The 18928-nt window shown below is 68.9% G+C and carries 19 protein-coding genes; 11 read left to right on the top strand and 8 right to left on the bottom strand.

From position 1 onward, the window contains the following. Positions 1 to 19 precede the first annotated feature (19 nt). Positions 20 to 442, bottom strand: a complete 423-nt coding sequence (locus FPJ27_RS13575) for a RidA family protein (RefSeq protein WP_072442396.1) — start codon at positions 440 to 442, stop codon at positions 20 to 22. A gap of 334 nt (positions 443 to 776) precedes the next feature. Here FPJ27_RS13575 and FPJ27_RS13570 point away from each other — a divergent pair, with 334 nt between their 5' ends. Beyond that, positions 777 to 983, top strand: a complete 207-nt coding sequence (locus tag FPJ27_RS13570) for an oxidoreductase-like domain-containing protein (RefSeq protein ID WP_072442398.1) — start codon at positions 777 to 779, stop codon at positions 981 to 983. Between the two features lie 75 nt (positions 984 to 1058). Here FPJ27_RS13570 and FPJ27_RS13565 read toward each other — a convergent pair whose 3' ends face one another. Beyond that, entirely contained in the window at positions 1059 to 2519 is a 1461-nt protein-coding gene (locus FPJ27_RS13565) for an MFS transporter (protein WP_072442400.1), read from the bottom strand. Between the two features lie 146 nt (positions 2520 to 2665). On the opposite strand from FPJ27_RS13565, the gene FPJ27_RS13560 reads away from it, so the two are divergent. Both FPJ27_RS13560 and FPJ27_RS13555 read left to right on the top strand, forming a co-directional pair. Then, a complete protein-coding gene (locus FPJ27_RS13560) occupies positions 2666 to 3538 on the top strand; it encodes a LysR family transcriptional regulator (protein ID WP_111020334.1) in 873 nt (290 codons plus the stop codon). A gap of 64 nt (positions 3539 to 3602) precedes the next feature. After that, the gene (locus FPJ27_RS13555; RefSeq protein ID WP_204423190.1) at positions 3603 to 3923 is read left to right on the top strand and encodes a hypothetical protein; all 321 of its coding nucleotides are present in this window, start codon (positions 3603 to 3605) and stop codon (positions 3921 to 3923) included. Positions 3924 to 3947: 24 nt separating this feature from the next. On the opposite strand, the gene FPJ27_RS13550 is transcribed toward FPJ27_RS13555, so the two are convergent. Further along, positions 3948 to 4850 carry a LysR family transcriptional regulator gene (locus FPJ27_RS13550; protein ID WP_072442402.1) on the bottom strand — a complete coding sequence of 301 codons (903 nt, stop codon included), beginning with the start codon at positions 4848 to 4850 and terminating at the stop codon, positions 3948 to 3950. A 99-nt stretch (positions 4851 to 4949) separates the two neighbouring features. Between FPJ27_RS13550 and FPJ27_RS13545 the strand changes: the two genes are divergently transcribed. Then, complete coding sequence (locus FPJ27_RS13545; protein ID WP_204421458.1) at positions 4950 to 5930, top strand: NAD-dependent epimerase/dehydratase family protein; 981 nt, start codon at positions 4950 to 4952, stop codon at positions 5928 to 5930. Positions 5931 to 6026: 96 nt separating this feature from the next. Here FPJ27_RS13545 and FPJ27_RS13540 read toward each other — a convergent pair whose 3' ends face one another. From FPJ27_RS13540 to FPJ27_RS13520, 5 genes are all read right to left on the bottom strand, one after another. Continuing rightward, on the bottom strand, positions 6027 to 6728 hold the full coding sequence (locus tag FPJ27_RS13540) for a DUF2848 domain-containing protein (RefSeq protein ID WP_204421457.1): 702 nt from the start codon (positions 6726 to 6728) through the stop codon (positions 6027 to 6029). Positions 6729 to 6777: 49 nt separating this feature from the next. Further along, a complete protein-coding gene (locus tag FPJ27_RS13535; protein ID WP_072442408.1) occupies positions 6778 to 8085 on the bottom strand; it encodes an MFS transporter in 1308 nt (435 codons plus the stop codon). Between the two features lie 89 nt (positions 8086 to 8174). Continuing rightward, positions 8175 to 8867, bottom strand: a complete 693-nt coding sequence (locus FPJ27_RS13530; RefSeq protein WP_204421456.1) for a DUF4286 family protein — start codon at positions 8865 to 8867, stop codon at positions 8175 to 8177. A gap of 101 nt (positions 8868 to 8968) precedes the next feature. After that, the gene (locus FPJ27_RS13525; RefSeq protein WP_204421455.1) at positions 8969 to 10015 is read right to left on the bottom strand and encodes a LysR family transcriptional regulator; all 1047 of its coding nucleotides are present in this window, start codon (positions 10013 to 10015) and stop codon (positions 8969 to 8971) included. A 185-nt stretch (positions 10016 to 10200) separates the two neighbouring features. Beyond that, a complete protein-coding gene (locus tag FPJ27_RS13520; protein ID WP_204421454.1) occupies positions 10201 to 10992 on the bottom strand; it encodes an SDR family oxidoreductase in 792 nt (263 codons plus the stop codon). Positions 10993 to 11395: 403 nt separating this feature from the next. Here FPJ27_RS13520 and FPJ27_RS13515 point away from each other — a divergent pair, with 403 nt between their 5' ends. The 7 genes from FPJ27_RS13515 (at position 11396) to FPJ27_RS13485 (ending at position 18866) form a co-directional block, all read left to right on the top strand. Next, the gene (locus FPJ27_RS13515) at positions 11396 to 12277 is read left to right on the top strand and encodes a neutral zinc metallopeptidase (RefSeq protein WP_204421453.1); all 882 of its coding nucleotides are present in this window, start codon (positions 11396 to 11398) and stop codon (positions 12275 to 12277) included. Between the two features lie 154 nt (positions 12278 to 12431). Further along, positions 12432 to 13172, top strand: a complete 741-nt coding sequence (locus FPJ27_RS13510; protein ID WP_204421452.1) for a helix-turn-helix transcriptional regulator — start codon at positions 12432 to 12434, stop codon at positions 13170 to 13172. Between the two features lie 78 nt (positions 13173 to 13250). Further along, positions 13251 to 13448 (top strand): hypothetical protein, encoded by a 198-nt coding sequence (locus FPJ27_RS13505; protein ID WP_175918254.1) that lies wholly within the window; start codon positions 13251 to 13253, stop codon positions 13446 to 13448. Between the two features lie 232 nt (positions 13449 to 13680). Continuing rightward, a complete protein-coding gene (locus FPJ27_RS13500) occupies positions 13681 to 15183 on the top strand; it encodes an aldehyde dehydrogenase family protein (RefSeq protein ID WP_204421451.1) in 1503 nt (500 codons plus the stop codon). 69 nt (positions 15184 to 15252) lie between these two features. After that, the gene (locus tag FPJ27_RS13495; protein WP_175959509.1) at positions 15253 to 16593 is read left to right on the top strand and encodes an aspartate aminotransferase family protein; all 1341 of its coding nucleotides are present in this window, start codon (positions 15253 to 15255) and stop codon (positions 16591 to 16593) included. Positions 16594 to 16779: 186 nt separating this feature from the next. Next, positions 16780 to 18282 (top strand): APC family permease, encoded by a 1503-nt coding sequence (locus FPJ27_RS13490; protein WP_204421450.1) that lies wholly within the window; start codon positions 16780 to 16782, stop codon positions 18280 to 18282. After that, on the top strand, positions 18279 to 18866 hold the full coding sequence (locus tag FPJ27_RS13485; protein ID WP_204421449.1) for a DUF3156 family protein: 588 nt from the start codon (positions 18279 to 18281) through the stop codon (positions 18864 to 18866). The genes FPJ27_RS13490 and FPJ27_RS13485 overlap by 4 nt, the downstream gene beginning before the upstream one ends. The last annotated feature ends 62 nt before the right edge of the window (positions 18867 to 18928 follow it).

The raw sequence follows: 18928 nt of genomic DNA, 5'->3' as shown, positions 1-18928 counted from the left end.
GGCGCGGGACGGCCGTGATTCACGCGTGAGGCGAAGGCCGCCGAAATCGCGTCAGCGGAATTTCGGCAACGGCCGCGATCTCGATCAGCAAATCCGGATGGTAGAGACGCTCGACCTGAACGGTCGTCGTCACGGGATAGGGTTCGGCAAAGCAGGTCTTGCGGATATCGCCGGCCTGCATGAATGCATCGATGTCGGTCGCGTAGTGGACGAGCGAGATCACATCGCGCATTTGCCCGCCCATCGCGGCCAGCACGTCGCGGATGTTGTCGAGCGTCTGCCGCACCTGCATGCGCATGTCGCCGTGGCCGACCAGTTGTCCGTCGCGGTCGAGCGCGACTTGCCCCTTCAGATGCACGATCCGGCCGTCTCCCTGGATCACGGCCATCGAGAACGCGCCGAACGGCGCCCAGACTTCCGGCGGATTCACTGCTTCAGCCATGACTCGACTCCTGGCGATCGGTGGGAAAGACGCGGCTGCACGGAGGGCGGCATTCAGGAACGCAACGAAAAGCGCGTTGTCGGCGCGCACCGCCCGCTTCGTCGGCAGTCGCGCCATTATGGATGAACGCATGACCACCGCCGCACGACGACCACGACGACATCGCCAGGACGCTGTCCGGTGCGACAGGGGCCTCGCGGCACCCGACGGGATCGCGTGCATCGAACTAACGAGCGGGCGGTGTGCACGCGTCTGCGGACGGACGTGACACTGCCGGCAGGCCGGGCGGCATACACTTATACTGGTGAACGTTCCTCGTCATTCGATCTTCGCCGTGCCCACGCCTGCCCCTACCGATCCATCCGATCCGTCCGAGGACGATCCCCGTCCGACCCCGCCCGAACAGCCTGAACTGGAAGACTGCTGCAACAGCGGCTGCTCGCCGTGCGTCTTCGACCTGTACGACGAAGCGCTGGCGCGCTATCGCATCGAGCTGGCCGAGTGGGAAGCGCGGCAGGCGCAACGCAAAAAACACCGATGAGCCGGATACCGGCGATCGGCTGTGCATTCACCTTTCCGCCGCAGATCCCGCTGGCGGTGCGATCCACGCTCCGCGTCACGCACCTGCATGCAGCCGCCGATGCAGCGGCCCGAGTGCCGTCGACAGTGCGATGCACGCAAGCAATACGGCGGTCAGCGTGAACATCGACGTCCGGAACCCCTGCACGTAATCGACCGCGGCCGGATGCACGCCGAGCCGCGCGAAGAACACGCCGCCGATCGTTGCGGCGCCGACGGCCGCGCCGATCTGCAGCATCGCACTGACCATCCCTGACGCGACGCCCGCGCGGGCCGCGTCGACTTCCGCAAGCACGATCCGCACGACCGACGGCAGTACGAGCCCTTGCCCGATGCCGATCGCCGCGATGCCCGCGTAGAAGCCTGGCCCCGGCGCGCCTTCGCGGGCGAGCGCGGCGGCGGTCGCGACGCCTGCGGCGAGCATGACGAAGCCGAGCGTGAGCACGCGATAACCGCCGAACCGGCCGACGAGGCGCGGCATCAGCAGCGGGCTCGCGAGGAAGCCGAGCCCGAGCGGCAGGATCGCGAACCCGGACGCGAGCGGCGACCAGTTCAGGCAGCCCTGCAGATAGATTCCGTAGCTCAGGAAGAACGCGCTCAGCATGTAGAACAGGAACGCGAGCAAGAGCCCGAGCGCGACGACCGGGTTGCGGAACAGGCGCACGTCGAGCAGCGGATCGCGGCCGCGCGCGAGCCGGCCCGCCTCGACCGCCAGCAGCGCCCCGAGCATCGGCAGCGCGCCGACGACGCACGCGATCATCCACAGCGGCCAGCCTGCCTCGCGGCCCTGCGTGAGCGGATACACGAGCATCAGCAGGAACAGCGACATCAGCACCGTGCCCGGCACGTCGATGCGCTGGCCGCGCGGCGGCCGGTTTTCCGGGATGAAGCGCCAGCTGCCGATGAGCGCAAGGATGCCGATCGGCAGATTGACGAGGAAGATCGCGCGCCAGCCTAGCCCGAACGGATGCAGGCTGATCAGCGCGCCGCCGCCGAGCTGGCCGATCACGGCCGCGAGGCCGAACGCGAAACCGTAGAAGCCCATCACGCGCACCTGTTCCTGCGGGCTGAATACGCTGCGGATCGTCGCGAGCACCTGCGGCGCGAGGATCGCAGCGAACAGGCCCTGCAGCACGCGGCCGCCGACGAGCACCGCGCCGCTGCCGGCGAGCCCGCACAGCGTCGACGCGAGCACGAAGCCGGCCATGCCCAGCATGAACATGCGCTTGCGGCCGTACAGGTCGCCGAGGCGGCCGCCCGTGATCTGCACGACCGCGCTCGCGCACGCATAGGCCGACACGACGAGCTGGAGCTCGGCCGGGCGCGCGCCGATGCCGTCGCGGATGGCCGGCAGCGCGAGATTCACGATGAAGTAGTCGAGCGGCGGCAGAATGGCGCCGACCAGCAGGACCACGAGCGCCCAGCCATGATGGCTGCGCGGCGTCGCCGCGGCAGCCGCGCCGGCCGGCGCGCAAGGGGCAAGAGTGTGGTTCGTCATGAACGAAGGGTCCGAAAAGAATGAGGGCCGTATGCGCGCGCGGCGCAGCCGGCCATTGACCCCGTATTCTGGGTGCGGTCGACGAATCGGAAAAGCGGGAAAGGATGGTAGCATCCATCGGGTTAATCGATGGATGGAGAATGGCGATGCGCGGTTTCGATCTGGACCAGTTGCGCACTTTCGCGGCGGTCGCGGACGCCGGCAGCCTGACGGCCGCCGCGCCGCTGCTGCACTTGTCGCAGTCGACGGTCAGCGAGCAGGTGCGCAAGCTCGAATTGCGCGCCGGCATGCCGCTGTTCGTGCGCAGCAAGCGCGGCGTCGAGCCGACGCCGGCCGGCACGCGGCTGCTGCAGCACGCACGGCGGATCGTCGCGCTGAACGAGGCCGCGTTCGACGAGCTGCGCGGGCAGGCGATCAAGGGCGAGCTGCGCGTCGCGATCACCGACTACTACCGGACGAATGAAGTCGCGGGCCTGCTGGCGCGGCTGCGGGAGTGCTACCCGCAACTGAGCCTGCACGTGAGCGCGATGAAGAGCGCGGACATCGAGGCGGCGCACGCGAGAGGGCAGATCGATCTCGGCGTCGTGATGAACCTGTCGAGCGGGCCGTTCCGGCCGGCGTCGGCCGATACGCGCTGGGTGTTGCGGCGCGAGCCGCTGTCGTGGGTCGCGTCGCCCGCGCTCGCGGAGCAATTGCCCGAGCCGCTGCCGCTCGTGCTGCTGCCGGACGACTGCATGATGCATCAGATCGCGGTGCGCTCGCTCGACGAGCAGCACACGCCGTACGTGCTCGTGCACAGCGCGTCGGGTGTCGCGGGGCTGCAGTCGATGCTCGCGGCGGGGCTCGGTGTCGGCTGCCTGTGCGCGTCGGCGATCGGCGACGGCATGATGCGGCTCGGCGCGAAATACCGGCTGCCGCCGCTGCCCGACGCGGTGTTTTCGCTGACGCCGCCGATGCCGGGCGAACGCGAAACCGTCACGCAGGCGCGCGAGGTGCTGTCGCGGCAATTGCTGATGTAAACACGCGCCGCGCACATGCAGCGGCGCGTATTCGAGAGACGCGGGAGAGGGCCTACGCATGAGCATGAACGACGAACTGAAAAGCCAGATGGCCGACAGGCTGCAGGACGCGCTGGAGCGTGTGATCGACGAGCGCTCGCTGATCCATTTCCTGCGCGTACTCGGCCATGACTGGAACACGGAGCGGCAGCTCGAAGCCGACGTGCCGCCGTCGCCATACGCGCGTGCCGCGCTCGGCTGGGAAAACCGCTCGATCGGCGAGTACCTGGAGGCGATGGTCGACTGGGCCGAAGCGTCGGAGGAAGGATTGCGCTTCTACGACGTGCCTGGCAATCCATGGCGGCGCATGGCGGACATCCTGTTCGCCGGGAAAATCCACGAGTAGTACCGTCCGGGCAATTCGAGCCTTTTATTCGGCGGCTTCTCCGTCGGCATACGCGCGCAACCCGTCCGCCAGCGCATCGAACACGGCCCGGCAGCGCGGGCTCGTCCGCAGGTCCTCGTGCATCACGACCCAGGTTTCCAGCTTCATCGCGGGCCCGTCCGGCAGCACGCGCACGAGCCGCACGTCGCGCTTCGCGAGCCCCGTCTGGCAGAAACCGACGCCGTAGCCGGCGCGGATCATCGCGAGCTGCGCGAGGTTGCTGTCGGTGCGCAGCGCGAACGCATCGCGCTTCCATAGCGGCATCCCGCGCCCTGCCGAGCGGATGAACGGCGTGATGGTATCGAAGCCGATCAGCGCGTGATGCGCGAGTTCGTCGATCGTCGCGGGCACGCCGTTGCGCGCCACGTAGTCGTCGCGCGCATACAGCCCGACCTCGATCGCGCCGACGCGCCGCGCGACGAGCGCGTCCTGCGCGGGAGGCGCCATCCGCACCGCGATGTCGGCCTCGCGGTTCAGCACGTCCTGGATGCGGTCGGTCGGCACCAGTTCGATGACGAGCCCCGGATGATCGCGCCGCAATTGCGCGAGCATGGGCGGCAGCACCTCGACGGCGATCACGTCGCTGGCCGAGATCCGCACGGTGCCGCGCACGCCGGCGCCGTGGCTCGCGGCCGCGCGCTCGAACGCGGCCGCCGCGCTGCGCAGCGCCTCCGCATGGCCGCGCAGCGCGAGCGCCGCCTCGGTCGGCAGCAGGCCCGACGGCGAGCGCGTGAACAGCGTCTGGCCGAAGGCGGCCTCGAGCGCCGCGACGTGGCGGCCGGCCGTCGGCTGCGTAATGCCGAGCGCGCGCGCCGCGCCGGACAGCGAGCCTTCCGTCAGCACCGCGAGGAAGGTGCGGTAGCGTTCCCAGTTCAGATCGGTGGTCATACATAAATGTATAGCTGATATCCGATGCTGGGCAATTCATTATTAGCCTCCCGCGCGCCAGAATGCATCTCACGACGGTTTCATTCAAGGAGAACGGCAATGACGACGAACACAGGTGCGACGCAACGACAGGTACTCGTACTCGGCGCGAGCGGTGGGATCGGCGGGGAAGTCGCGCGGCAGTTGCGCGATGCCGGCTGGCAGGTGCGCGCGCTCAAGCGCGGGCTCGATGCCGACGTCGTGGAGCGCGACGGCATCACATGGATGCGCGGCGACGCGCTGGATCGCGAGGCGGTGGTGCGGGCCGCGCGCGGCTGCAGCGTGATCGTGCACGCGGTGAACCCGCCCGGATACCGGAACTGGCCGACGCAGGTGCTGCCGATGATCGACAACACGATCGCGGCGGCGACGGTGGCGCAGGCGACCGTCGTGCTGCCCGGCACGGTCTACAACTACGGCGCCGACGCGTTTCCGGTGCTGCGCGAAGACGCACCGCAGCATCCGACGACCCGCAAGGGCGCGATCCGCGTCGAACTGGAGCGGCGGCTGCAGGAAGCGACCGCGCAGGGCGTCCGCACGATCGTCGTGCGCGCGGGCGATTTCTTCGGGGCGCGTGCCGGCAACAACTGGTTTGCGCAGGGGCTGGTCAAGCCGGGGCGGCCCGTCTCGACGATCAGCGTGCCGGGGCGGCCGGGCGTTGGCCATCAGTGGGCGTATCTGCCGGATGTCGCGCGCACGATGGTCGAGCTGATCGAGCGGCGCGACACGCTGGAGCCGTTTGCGCGCTTCCATCTCGGCGGGCATTGGGACGCGGACGGCACGCAGATGGCCGCGGCCATCAGTCGCGTGGCGCAGCGGCACGGAATGCGACCGGCGGTGCGGCGCTTTCCGTGGTGGCTCGTGTGGGTCGCGGCGCCGTTCGTCACGACGCTGCGAGAGATGCTGGAGATGCGCTACCTGTGGCGCGAGCCGCTCAGGATGGACAACGCGCGGGTGACGGCGGTGCTCGGCCGCGAGCCGTTGACGCCGCTCGATACGGCGGTGGAGGCGACGCTGGCGGGGTTGGGGTGCTTGCGGTGAACGGCGGCGCGAGAGGCTGAGGCGAACGAAACGTGCGGGCATGAAAGCATGCGTGCACCGCTTTCACTTCGGCAACCGTCAGGCCCGCCGCTCCCGTCACGCCACGACCGGCAACACCTCGACCGCATACCGGTGCCGAAGGCTGCGCCCGAGCACCGGGTCGTGCAGTTCCATCTCGAACGCGTCGCCGTCGCCCATCGCCGCGATCGAGCCATGCACGGCGACTGTGCCGCCATACATCGCGCAGCGCGCGGGCATCGTGCGGCGGTCGTCGAAGCGTTGCCACAGCGCGTCCGGCGCGAGCAGGCCGCTGACCGCGCCGTGCTGATATGCAATCCGCTCGCCGTCACGCGCGACCAACCACGAGCGCATCTCGATCGCGTCCCAGTGATCGGCGACATCCGCGTAAAGCCACGCATCGCACCCGAGCGGCTTCGCGCACACCTGCTTCGACACCGCGACGCCATACGCCTCGACTTCGCGATCCGTATGATCGGAGCCGACCGTGACCAGAGTGCCGGCCGGGCTGTCGAGCAGCACGCATTCGATCTCGCCGCCCGAGCGTGCGCCGAGTACGCCGATCGACGGTGCCTGCGTCAGCAGCGCGGACGACACGCGATAGAAGCACGGCGTGGTCGAAGGCGGCGCGACGCCGAGCGCCGCGAGTTCGTCGATGTGCGCGCGGATCGCCGCCGGATCGCGGCCGGCCCAGCCGGCAATCACGACGCGCTCGATCTCGACGTCGACGGCGGCAGGCGCGCGTTGCCGGGAAATCACGTTGAACGACAGGGCTTGCATGCGGATATCCGTTTGAAGTGCGAAGGAATGAATCGGCTTGCGGCGGCGCTCATTCCGCGAGCGGCCGGTGCGCGGTCTCGCGCGCGGCGAGGAGTGCGATCGACGTGACGACGAGCGCTGCGGTGACGTACAGCGACACGGCCGTCGTCGTACCCGTCTGCCGGAACAGCGTGGCGATCACGAGCGGCGCGAAGCCGCCGCCGACGATGCCGGCGAGCGTGTACGCGAGCGACGAGCCCGCATAGCGCACGCGCGTCGGGAACTGTTCGGTCACGAACGCACCCTGCGGGCCGTACATCACCGCATGGATCACGAGGCCGATCGCGACAGCGGCGACGATCGCGCCGGGGCGTGCCGAATCGAGCATCACGAAGAACACGAATGCCCACACGACACCGGCGATCGCGCCGGCGAGGTACACGGGCCGGCGGCCGAAGCGGTCCGACAGCGCACCGAAGAACGGCACCGCGAGCGCATTGCAGGCCGTGCCGACCATCACGGCCGTCAGCGCGACGGGGCGCGACAGGTGCAGCACGGTCGTCACGTAGGTCAGCGTGAACACGACGATCAGCGCATACAGCACGTCCGAGCCGATCCGCGCGCCGCCCGCGATCAGCAGGCGCCGCCAGTGGTACTTCAGCACGTCGGCGACGGGCACCTCGGCGGTCGCATGCGATTCGGCGAGCTGCTCGAACTGCGGCGTTTCGTCGACGCCGCGCCGCAGCCAGAAGCCGAACACGACGAGCAGCGCGCTGGCCGCGAACGGCACGCGCCAGCCCCACGACAGAAAGTTCGCGGACGTGGTCGACAGCGTCACGAGCGCAATGCAGCCGGTGCCGAGCAGCGTGCCGAACGACGGGCCCATCTGCGTCCACGACGCGGACAGCCCGCGCCGGTTCTGGTCGCCATGCTCGACCGACAGCAGCACCGCGCCGGCCCATTCGCCGCCGAGCGCGACGCCCTGCACGAAACGCAGCGCGACGAGCAGGATCGGGCTCAGGATGCCGGCCTGCGCATAGGTCGGCAGCGCGCCCATCAGCGCGGTCGTCACGCCCATCAGCACGAGCGTGAGCATCAGCACCGCGCGGCGGCCGATGCGGTCGCCGAGATTGCCGAACACGAAGCCGCCGAGCGGGCGCGACACGTAGCCGACCGCATAGGTCGAGAACGCGAGGATCGTGCCGGCCAGCGGATCGACCGACGGGAAGAACAGGTGGTTGAAGACGAGTGCGGCGAGCGTGTTGTAGATCGTGAAGTCGTACCACTCGAGCGACGTGCCGATCATGCTCGCGGTCGCGAGTCGGCTGTTGCGGACGCGGCGGGGCGCGTGGGCGGCGGGCTGGGCGAGAGTGCTCATGGGTTCGGGCCTGTCGTGACGGAGAACGGGATCAAGCGCGGGGCCGACGCGTCGGCCGCGTGCGGAAGCGGCGCGGCCGGCGTCGGCGTTCAGGCAGGCAGCGCGGCGGCGGCCGGTTCCGCTTCGGCTTCCGCGTCGCGGCGCGCAACCGGCAGCGGCGCGGCGGCGCGCCACAGCAGGTCGAAGGTGCGTACGTCTTCGTGCCCGGCGAGTGCGGCGGCCACGCGGCGTGTCGCGGCCGCGTCGCTGCCTTCGATCAGCACGAGCGCGTCGGCGGCCGGGCGGGCGGCCGCATCGGCGCCGATCGGCGCGGACAGCTCGGGCGCGGTGCGGAAGAGCCGCGCCGCGTGAATGCCTGGTTCCCGCAGCGCGGCGTCGAAGCGCTCGCGCAGTTGCAGCACGTCGATGCGTTCCGGCGGCAGCACGAACAGCGCGAGATGCGCGCCTTCGCCGTCGCCGGCCTCGATCGTCAGTTCGCCGACGCGCCGTTGCGTGCCCGTCATGCGTTCGAAGTTCGCGAGCGACCACGCGGTCTGCTGCGTGAATGCGCGCCGGTACGCGTCGCTACGGAACACGTCGAGCGTGTCCGTCACGTACAGCGCGAGATACTGGCGCGGGCCGCCGTCGGTCGCGCGAAAGCGCCGTGCGTGCGTGAAGCCGGGAATCGCGACACGTTCCTGCATGTGCTCGCGGTCGTACCACGCGTTGAAATCGGCTTCGTGCGCGGGGTCGATATCCGTCCAGACGCAAAGCTGGCCGTGCGGAAGGGAAAGGCGGGTCATCGCGGGGTTCCTCGTGACAGGGGTGTGTCAGGAACCGCAGTTTCCCGAAGACGGGCCGCGCCCGTCCAACAAGAAAACAAATTCGCGGTGAACAGGTTTTCTTATGAGCGGCGCGGGCGGCGTTTGGCCGGGGCGGCGGCGGGCGGCGCGGATTTCGTCGTGCGCTTCGCAGTTGCCTTGGTATTTTTCTTTGTTTTGGCCGTCGTACGGGCGGGCGCTGCGTCGACGGGGTCGGGGCTGGCCGGTGCGGCCGGCTTCGCGATGCTCGCGGCGGCGGGCATCGCGCGCGCGATCTCGCTCGCCAGTTCCGCGATGCGTGCGGCGACCGGCAGGCCCTGGCTGCGGTATGTCGCGACGAGCGGCAGCGCGGGGAATTCGGGTTCGACGTCGAGCAGTTCGAGCGCGCCTTCGTGCAGTTCGCGCCCGATGATCGCGGGCGGCAGCGCAGCCACGCCGAGGCCGTCGGCGACGAGGCGGATCATCGCGGCGACCGACGTGATGCAGTTGATGCTGGCCGGCCGCTCGACGGCCGCGAACAGCCGCTCGATCGTCGCGTGCGGCCCCGAGTGGCGCGAGAAGCTGATGATCGGAAATTCCGCGAGGCGTGCGACGTCGAGCGGCTGGCCGCCGAGCCCGAGGCGCGGGCTTGCCGCCCAGCGCACGGGGAATTCGCACAGTGGCAGGTTCGTGAAATCGGGGCCCGGCACCGGATCGGTCTGCAGGATCAGGTCGACGCCGTCGGTGCTGAGCAGGCGGATCAGGTGCAGTGTCGTGTCGCTCGTGATCTCGACGTCGAGCCGCGGATAACGCTCGCGCAGTTGCGCCATCAGCGCTGGAAACCAGCTGTGCACGATCGATTCGATCACGCCGATCCGGATCAGGCCGGCATCGCTCGCTGCGTCGATGTCGCGCCGCATTTCGCCGTCGAGCCGCACGATCCGCTCGGCATAGGCCAGCATGCGCCGGCCCGCGGGCGTGAGCGTGGCCGAGCGCGTGTTGCGGTCGAACAGGCGCACGTCGAACGCCTCTTCGAGCGATGCGATGCGGCTCGACACGGCGGCTTGCGTCGTGTGCAGTTTTTCGGCGGTCAGCCGGAAGTTTTCGAGCTTCGCGAGCCAGACGAAGGTTTCAAGAAACCGGATGTTCATCGAAGTCCGAGCGGTGAGGCGGCGCCGGGCGGGGCGGTGGGATCGGTCGATGGTAGCGGATTTTTGGAGCGGGAAACGAGCGGGCGGCGCGGTGAGCGTGCCGTAGCGGGCGTCGGAGTGCCGGAGGACGTCGCACGGAACGCCGCCCGCAGCGACGCATCACGCAGGCGGCGTGCCCTCGCGCATCAAAGCTTGTCGAACGCGAGCGTCGGCACGTCGACGACCATCGCACCGCCATCCGCGACGAGCGTCGCGCCGGTCACGAACGATGCATCGGGCGACGCGAGAAACGCGCACACGGCCGCGATTTCGTGCGGATCGGCCGCGCGCCGCAGCGGCACGTCGGCGCTGACGCGTGCATACGCATCGTCGAGCGTGTCGCCGTGCGCGGCCATCAGCGGTTCCATTTCCGCGTCGGCCATCGGTGTGCGGACCCAGCCCGGACACACGGCGTTCGCGCGCACGCCGTGCGGGCCGTAGTCGCGGGCGAGCGACCGCGTGAGACCGAGCACCGCGTGCTTGCCGACCGTATAGCCGCATACGCCGGGGCCGGCTGCGAGCGCCGCGATCGACGCGACCAGCACGATGCTGCCGCGCTGCGCGATCAGGTCCGGCAGGCACGCACGCGCGCTGACGAACGCGGTGTCGAGGTTCGCGTGCATTGCGTCGCGCCACTGCGCGTCGCCGGTTTCGTCCGCGCGGCCGACGCCGTGGCCGCCTGCGCACGCGATGAGCGCGTCGACGCGGCCGAAGCGTTCGGCGATCCACGGCAGGAAGCCGGCCCAGTCGGCGGTGCTTGCGGCGTCGCCGGCTAGCGCGAGGCCGCCCGTTTCGGCGGCCAGCGCGTCGAGCGGCGCCTGACGTCGCCCGATCAGCACGACGCGGTCGCCGCGGCCGGCGAAGCGGCGCGCGCATGCTGCGCCGATGCCGGTGCCCGCGCCGGTGATCGCGATCGTGCGGGGTTGCTGGTGCGTCATGTCGTTCTCCGAAAGGGGGGCGTTGCCGGTCACTTTAGGCGGCGCGGGCGAGCGCCGGTATCAGCCGAAAGGATGAATGCGGACGGCGTCCGGCTCGCCGCTACGGCCGTGGTCCATTTTGCAAAAGCTGACGATGTCCGGCGCCGAATCGCTCTATCCTCCACATTTTTGGGATAAGTCACGAAAGCCCGGCAAAATAGCGCGGGCGAGCGCGCGCATCGACGCGCGGCGCGTCGGCCGGCCGATTCCGTCGTGCGTGCGAAGCGGCAGGCCGGCGGGATCGGCGCGAGCATGCGCCCGATGCGCAGGCATCGCGTCTGCCGATGGATCGTGTCACCACGGGGTATCGCCCGGTTGCGCGCTGGCGCGGCCGGACCATCGACAAGGAAGGGAGGGGCCGGCAATGAGGCTGGATGACGAAAGAGAAAGCATGAACGTCGAGGACCGCCGCGGCGCCGGCGGTTTCGGCGGCGGGCGCGGCGCGACAATCGGCATCGGCACGATCGTGGTTGCGCTGGCCGCGTCGTATTTCTTCGGGATCGACCCGCGCGTGGTGCTCGAAGGCGCATCGGCGCTGCAGGGCCGGCAGCAGCAGGCGCAGCCCGCACCGGCACAGCGCCAGGGCTCGCCGGCGAACGATCCGGGCTCGGTGTTTACGCGCAAGGTGCTCGGCAATATCGAGCGCACGTGGACGGGCGTGTTCAACACCCAGCTGCATGCGCAGTACGAGCCGCCGAAGCTCGTGATGTTCACGAACTCGACGCCGACCGAATGCGGCACGGGCCAGACGGCGATGGGGCCGTTCTACTGTCCGGCCGACCGCAAGGTCTATATCGATCTCGGTTTCTACGACGAACTGCGCAAGCGTTTCGGCGCGGGCGGCGATTTCGCGCAGGCTTACGTGATCGCGCACGAAGTCGGCCATCACGTGCAGAACCTGCTCGGCATTTCCGACAAGGTCGACGCCGCGCGCAGGCGTTCGAGCCAGGCGCGCGCGAACGCGCTGTCGGTGCGGATGGAGCTGCAGGCCGATTGCTTCGCCGGCGTGTGGGCGAACAACGCACAGCGTGCGAACCAGCGGCTGATGGAACCCGGCGATTTCGAGCAGGGGCTGAAGGCGGCCGCCGCGATCGGCGACGATCGGCTGCAGCAGCAAGGGCAGGGTTATGTCGTACCTGAAAGCTTCACGCACGGCAGCAGCGACCAGCGCGTGTACTGGCTGAGACGCGGGATGGAGGCGGGCGAGGTGAGCGCCTGCGACACGTTCGCCGCGAACGCGCGCTGATAGAAGGCGCGCGCACCGTCGCGCGCCCGCGTCCCGGCCACACCGGCCGAATTCGCCAGACCGGGACGATTTGCCGATTTGTGCTCACCGGCGCTTTTCGGCGCCGGTAGGCTGGCCCGAACCTAGACGCCTTCGCCCGCCAGCCGATTCCTCCGTGCCGACCCCATCCGTTCCCGCCGATCAGGACGCCGCCGACTGGCAACGTGCGCTGCGCGCGTGCGTGGACGCGTTCGACGCGTTCGCGAGCCCGTCCGCGATCGTGTTCTACCGGCTCGACCAGAGCGGCGAACCGGCCGATTTCGAGCTGTTCGGGATGCCGGAGTCGATGCATCGCACCTATGTCGCGCGCTACCGGATGCTCGATCCGCTGCATCCGTCGCGCTGCGCGGCAGGGGAATGCGCGGTCGTCACGCTCGCTTCCCAATTGCCTGACGAAAGGCGCGAGGCGTCCGCGTACTGGACCCGTTTCCTGCGGCGGCACGACGTGGCCGACGTCGTCGAGATCTGGCTGCGCGACGCGGGCCGCACGGTCGGCGCGTTCTCATTGCTGCGCTTCGGGATGGGCGAGGCGGCTGGAGGTGAGGCCGGGAATAGCACGGCGAGCCGATTCGCGCCGGGCGAGATCGATGCGCTCGCGCGGCTGCAGCCTGTCGCCGAAGTCGCGTTGAGCCCGCTGCTGCGCGCGCGGCGCGGGATTCACCGGATCGGCTGCGAGGAACGGCTGACCTATCGCGAGGAACAGATCGCGCGCCTCGTGCGCGACGGCCGTTCGAACAAGGAGATCGCGCGCGATCTCGCGCTCGGCCAGCCGACCGTCAAGACGCACCTGATGCGCATGTATCGCAAGCTCGGCGTGTCGAACCGCACCGAGCTGGTCGGGGCGCTGTTCCTGTAATCGTTCTGCTCGCTGGCCCTTGAGATCGTGCAGTACCATGCGCAATCGTCGTTTCGATAACAACCAAGGGCCGGAAAAATGGACGTCGCGATCATTGCCGCTTCGCTTGTGGTCATCGCGTTGAGTATTGCGCTGCCGATTTTCATCATCAGAACGGTGAGAAGTGGGACGTACGACTCGCTATACCTCCTGATTCCGCTTGCGCTCGGCGTCTATTGGCTGGACTACCAGGCATACGACTTCCTCGCGTCGATGGCGCACGGTTTCAGAAACTAGCCCTTCAACGACCGGACGATAGTCCGGTATCGGAACAGCGGCTGTCCGCGCCGATATCGGGCACGTTCTCGGTCTCGCCCCACCAGGCGCCACCGCGCGGTTCGAACTCGCCACCTTCCCCCCACGCCCTGCCAATTTGCGCTAACTGCGCGCCCGCCTCGCTCGATACAGTGGTCCGACGCCCGCGTGCCCACGCGCACGCGGTCCAGCCACGACAATCATCGAGACGCCCATGAGCAACACGAACTTCGTCGCCGTCAGCGACACCGTGCGCACCTTCGTTGCGCGCGATTTCGGCCTCTTCATCGACGGTGAAATGCAGCCCGCGCACGCGGCAGCGCGGCTCGACGTGTACGACCCCGCGACGGGCGAGCGGCTCGCAACGGTCGCGGATGCGGACGAGCACGACGTCGACCGCGCGGTCGCCAGTGCGAAGCACGCGTTCGACACGCGCGTGTGGAGCGGGCTGCGTCCGGCCGACCGCGAACGCATCCTGCTGAAGCTCGCCGACCTGATCGAACGCGACGCCGAAACGCTCGCGCAGCTCGAGACGCTGAACCAGGGCAAGTCGATCCACGTGTCGCGCGCGATCGAGGTCGGCGCGAGCGTCGAATACGTGCGCTACATGGCCGGCTGGGCGACCAAGATCACCGGCCAGACGCTCGACGTCTCGATCCCGTTCCCGCCCGGCACGCGCTATACGGCCTATACGCGCAAGGAGCCCGTCGGCGTGGTCGCCGCGATCGTGCCGTGGAATTTCCCGCTGATGATCGCGGTGTGGAAGCTGATTCCCGCGCTCGCGGCCGGCTGCACGATCGTGCTGAAGCCGTCGCCGGAAACGCCGCTCACCGCGCTGCGCCTGGCCGAACTCGCACGCGAAGCCGGCGTGCCGCCCGGCGCGTTCAACGTCGTCACGGGCGGCCGTACGTGCGGCGCCGCGCTCGCGAGCCATCCGTCGATCGCGAAGATCTCGTTCACGGGTTCGACCGCGACCGGCAAGCTGGTCGGCGCGGCGGCCGTGCAGAACATGACGCGCTTCTCGCTCGAACTCGGCGGCAAGAACCCGATCGTGATGCTCGACGACATCGACGTCGCGCAGGCGCTCGACGGCGTCGCCGCCGGCGCGTTCTTCAACCAGGGGCAGGTGTGCGCGGCCGCGTCGCGTATCTATGTGCATCGCAGCAAGTTCGCGCAGCTCTCGGACGGCCTCGCGGGCGTCGCGCAGTCGATGAAGCTCGGCGCTGGCCTCGACACGACCGCGCAGATCAACCCGCTCGTCTCCGCGCACCATCGCGACAAGGTCGTCCAGCACATCGAAGGCGCGCGCCGCGCCGGCCTCACGTTTCTTGCGGGCGGCACGCCGGCCGACGACCTGCCCGGCTATTTCGTGAAGCCGGCCGTGATCGCCGATCCGCATCCGGACAGCGCGATCGTGCGCGACGAGGTGTTCGGCCCGGTGATCGTCGTCGTGCCGTTCGACGACGCGGCCGACGCCGTGCGCCTCGCGAACGCGTCGCCGTACGGCCTCGCCGCGAGCATCTGGAGCAACGACCTGAAGCGTGTGATGAATCTCGTGCCGCAGATCGAGGCCGGCACCGTGTGGGTGAACTGTCATATCCCGCTCGACCCGTCGATGCCGTTCGGCGGCTACAAGCAATCGGGCATCGGCCGCGAGTTCGGCCAGTACGCGATCGAAGGCTTCACCGAAACCAAATCCGTCTGCATCGCGCACTGACGCGCGGCGCGAACCTAGAACCTCGAACCCGAACGACCAGGTTCAAACGATCCGACAGTGGAGACTGCAATGAGCTACAACGAAGCAAAATTCTGGCATCCGATGGTGCACCCGAACGAAATGAAGCAGCGCAAGCCGATCCGCATCGTGCGCGGCGACGGCTGCTACGTGTTCGACGAAGAGGGCCGGCAGCTCGTCGACGGCGTCGCGGGCCTGTGGAACGTCAACGTCGGCCACAACCGCAAGGAAGTGAAGGACGCGATCGTGCGCCAGCTCGACGAGCTCGAATACTTCCAGCTGTTCGACGGGATCTCGCATCCGCGTGCGGAAGAGCTGTCGAAGAAGGTGATCGACATGCTCGAACCGGAAGGGATGCGCCGCGTGCTGTACAGCTCGGGCGGCTCCGACGCGATCGAGACCGCGCTGAAGATCGCGCGCCAGTACTGGAAGGTGCGCGGCCAGGCCGATCGCACGAAGTTCATCTCGCTGAAGCAGGGTTATCACGGCACGCACTTCGGCGGCGCGTCGGTGAACGGCAACACGGTGTTCCGCCGCAACTACGAGCCGAACCTGCCCGGCTGCTTCCACGTCGAGACGCCGTGGCTGTACCGCAACCCGTTCACGCAGGATCCGGAGGAACTCGGCCGGATCTGCGCGGAAATGCTCGAGCGCGAGATCCAGTTCCAGAGCCCCGACACGGTCGCCGCGTTCATCGCGGAGCCGATCCAGGGCGCGGGCGGCGTGATCGTGCCGCCGGCCAACTACTGGCCGCTCGTGCGCGAGGTGTGCGATCGCTATGGCGTGCTGCTGATCGCCGACGAAGTCGTGACGGGCTTCGGCCGCAGCGGCAGCATGTTCGGCAGCCGCGGCTGGGGCGTGCGCCCGGACATCATGTGTCTTGCGAAGGGGATCTCGTCGGGCTACGTGCCGCTCGGCGCGACGGTCGTGAACGCGCGGATCGAGGACGCGTTCGCCGCGAATGCGGACTTCGGCGGCGCGATCATGCACGGTTACACGTATGCGGGCCACCCGGTCGCGTGCGCGGCCGCGATCGCGAGCCTCGACATCGTCGTCAAGGAAGACCTGCCGGCGAATGCGGCGAAGCAGGGCGCGTATCTGCTCGAAGCGCTGCAGCCGTTCGCGGAACGCTTCGCGGCGGTCGGCGAGGTGCGCGGCAAGGGGCTGATGCTCGCGCTCGACCTCGTCGCGAACAAAGAGACGCGCGAGCCGATCGACCCGCTGTCCGGCTATGCGAACGCGGTCGCGGAAGTCGCGCGCGAGAACGGCGTGCTGGTGCGACCGGTCGGCACGAAGATCATCCTGTCGCCGCCGCTCGTGATCCAGCGCGAACAGCTCGACCGGATCGTCGACGCGCTCGCGGCGGGCTTCGAGGCCGTGCCGTTCGCGTGACGGATGACGGCATGATTGCGTGACCGCAAACCGGCGGCGGGCAGCCTGGCCGCTGCCGGTTTGCCGATTTGCGCTATGACCGGATTATTTTGCCTGCGTATTTTTTCGACATCGGATCGAGGTGTGATCGACAGGGGGCCCGGGTGCCGAAGCGCGGGTTCAGGTCAACAACGGAAGGAGACGACGATGTCGGGATGGTCAGAAGTTACCGGCGCCGCGGGCGATACGTCCGCCGGCACGCCGGCCGAAGCGGGCGGCGGCACCGCACTGAAGGCGGGCGCGGTCGGCTTTCCGACCGCGCTGGCGAGCGCCGTCGGCCTCATCATGGCGAGCCCGGTGATCCTCACCGCGACGTCGGGCTTCGGGATGGGCGGATGGGCGTTCGCGGTCGCGATGATCATCGCGTTCGTGATGATGCAGGCGCAGGCGACCACGTTCTCCGAAGCCGCCGCGATGCTGCCGACGGCCGGCTCGGTTTACGATTACCTGTCGTGCGGGCTGGGCCGCTTCTGGGCGATCACCGGCACGATTTCCGCGTATTTCCTCGTGCACGTGTTCGCCGGCACGGCGGAGACGATCCTGAGCGGCATCATGGCGCTCGTCAATTTCGAATCGCTGAACGCCGCGTTCGAGAAGCACAACAGCTCCTGGCTCGTCGGCGTCGGCCTCGTGATCACGTTCGCGATCACCAATATCATCGGCATCAAGGTGTTCAGCAAGCTCGAGATCGTGCTGACGGCCGGCATGTGGCTGTCGCTGATGATCTTCGGGATCCTCGGGCTCGCGGCCGCGCCGGCCGTGCACCTCGACGGCTGGTTCGGCGGCTCGGAAGTCGGCACGTCGGTACCGGCCGTGCTGTCGCTGGTCGGGATGGCGATGTTCATGTTCGTCGGCTGCGAGTTCGTCACGCCGCTCGCGCCGGAAATGAAGGCGCCGGGCCGCACGATTCCGCGCGCGATGACGATCGGCCTCGTCGGCGTCGCGATCTGCATGTTTCTGTACGGCGCGGCGATCCGCCGCCAGGTCGCGAACGTGCCCGTGAGCCCCGACGGCCTCACGCACCTGCTCGACACGCCGGGCGCGATTCCCGCGTTCGCGCTGCAGGTGCTCGGCCCGTTCGGCCGCATCTGGTTCGGCATCGCATTCCTGTTCGCGGGCGCCGCGACGATCAACACGCTGATGGCCGGGCTGCCGCGGATCCTGTACGGGATGGCGATCGACGGCGCGTTGCCGCGCTGCTTCGCGTACCTGCATCCGCGCTTCAAGACGCCGGTGGTCGGCATCGTCGTGGCGGCGGTCGTGCCGATCTTCCATGCATGGCTGATCAACGGCAATCTCGACAGCATCCTGCATCTCGTGCTTGCCGCGACCTGCGCGTGGGGCACCGCGTACCTGCTCGTCACCGCGTCGGTCGTGATGCTGCGCATCCGCCGCCCGGACCTGCCGCGTCCGTACCGTTCGCCGCTGTTCCCGCTGCCGCAGATCGTGTCGAGCGTCGGCATCGTGCTCGCGATCTGGTACATCACGCCGCCCGGCATGAACGCGCGCGACATCTACGTGCCGTTCGGCGCGATGCTCGGGCTGACTGCGCTATACGCGCTGTTCTGGACGCTCGTCGTGCAGCGCCGGCATCCGTTCAAGCCGGTGCCGGTCGAGGAAGTGCTGCGCAACGAGCACGTCGCGTCGTGAAGGCCGCGCTCGCCCGGTGGCGCGCGGCGCCCGATGCGCCGCCGCCCGGCCATCGGCCCGGCGCGATCACCGCGCGCGTGCTCGCCGATTTGCATGCCGTGCGCGATACCGACGGTGTGGGCAGTCGGACGGCAAGGCTACCGAACGGCGTGTGCGTGAACGTCGAAGAGCGCGTCGAGCGCCAGTTCCTGATGCATACGGTCAGCGTGAAGGTGACGGTGACCGTACACGGCCCGGCTGTTCAGGGCAGCGCCCGCGTGCGGCAGACCGGCTGGCTGCGCCGCACGGGTATCGATGCGGCGCCAGCGCCGGGATGCGACTTCGGATTCGTCGCCACGGTGGCTGCGCTGGTCGCCGAGCCGTTGATGGCCGATGCGCTGCGGCCGCTGCACCTGACCGACTGCGCGATCGACGCGCGCGACGGCCGCTGGACGCTCGCGATCGTGCCGTTCGGCGGCAGCGAGGTCGTGAACCGGATGCCGTCGTTTCGCCGCTACGTTCGGCTGACCGGCGAGCAGGCTGTTGCGCTGTCGGCGGCCTGTCTTGCGTTCGAAACGGCACTGCGCAGGTTTTTGCGCGGGTAAGCTGTGGCGTTGCGGCGGGGCGAACGCCTCGGTCGCATCCAGGAATCAGGGTTTTACCGGAG

Source organism: Burkholderia sp. MS455 (assembly GCF_016899445.1).
Classification (GTDB): domain Bacteria; phylum Pseudomonadota; class Gammaproteobacteria; order Burkholderiales; family Burkholderiaceae; genus Burkholderia; species Burkholderia pyrrocinia_C.
This window is presented reverse-complemented; position numbering and strand designations above follow the sequence as displayed.